At 71.0% G+C, this 1,236-nt stretch carries 1 pseudogene; it reads right to left on the minus strand.

The features are described from left to right. A pseudogene (locus NVV99_RS26245) lies at positions 1-1,220 on the minus strand (helicase); the annotation flags it as partial. Positions 1,221-1,236 lie beyond the last annotated feature (16 nt).

A 1,236-nucleotide genomic window follows, 5' to 3' on the forward strand; every position in this document is an offset into this window, starting at 1 on the left:
GCCTGGGCGTAGGGCCGGTAGGCCCGCTCGATCCACTCCGGGAGCGCGATGTTGCGGGCTTCGAGCAGCGCACCGATTGCCGCCCGGGCGTTGCGGCCGCAGGTTACGGAGCTGCTCTCGCCGCCGAGGGTGTAGTCCCAGCCCCGCATCGGGAAGTAGGCGACCTTGCTGTTCGGATGGTCCTTCAACGTCAGGGCGCAGTAGGCCGCCCCGTCCCGGAACTGGGCGGACAGCTCCGACGGGTCGGGTGCGGGCAGGTTCGGGATGATGTTCCCGCGCATCTCCGCAGCCAGACGCTCGGTGGGAATGTCCGCGGTGGCGGCGATCAGATCGGGGCGCTCTTCGGCCATGACCTCGAAGGCGGTCTCGATACCGATCTCGATGATCGGGGTGCGCGGGTACATCGGCAGCCCGACCCACGATCCGAGCAGCGGGTCCCGTCGGGCGTGCATGGTCATCCACGCCGTCCACTGCGCGGCGGTGCCCTGATCCCAGGTCAGCTCGGGACCGTGCACACGCTCCCATTCGGCGTAGGCCCGCTCATACAGCTCGTCCGGCAACCGGTGTTCGAGCAGTACCTTCGCTGCGGCCTGGCGCAGCGGGGGCGCCTTGCGGGCGGCCTCGGCGATCAGGCTCTTGACCTCGGAACGGGTCACGGCCGGCAAGTAGTCCGGGCGCCGGCCTTCGACCTGAGCGATCAGCCGCGGATCGACGGCGACCTCGGCGATCAGAGCCTGCCGTTCGCCAGCGGTGGCCTCGCGACGTGCCTGCTCGACACCGGCGAACCACTGGTGGCGGATCTCATCGCGGCCCGTGCGGCTGCGCACCTTGCCGATCGCGGCGGCGACCTGCGGATCGGTGTCCGGCTGCGGCAGCGTCAGCGGATCGGCCGGGTCATAGGCGGCGCGGCCTCGTGCCCACCACTGATCGACCTCGACCGTGGCGGCCTGGTCGATCCCGTCCTGCACTGCGGCGACGTGCTCGCCGCGCTGCTCGGCGGTGGCCGGTTCGGCCGGCTCCTGGGTGTCGAGTACAGCCTGGGTGGTGTCGAGGAAGTCCTCGGTGAACGGACGCTCGACGTCGGCGCGGGCCTCGACGATCGCGTCGGCGACCTCGGTGGTGACCGGATGCTGTGTCGGCTCGCCGGTGCGGGCCTGCCAGTACGCCTCGGCAGCGCGGTGCCCGAGCTCGCCCCAGCGTTTCGGGTCGGACAGCATCACTCGGCACACCAGGAAC

The organism is Rhodococcus sp. PAE-6 (genome assembly GCF_025290685.1).
GTDB classification, from domain to species: Bacteria; Actinomycetota; Actinomycetes; order Mycobacteriales; family Mycobacteriaceae; genus Rhodococcus; species Rhodococcus pyridinivorans.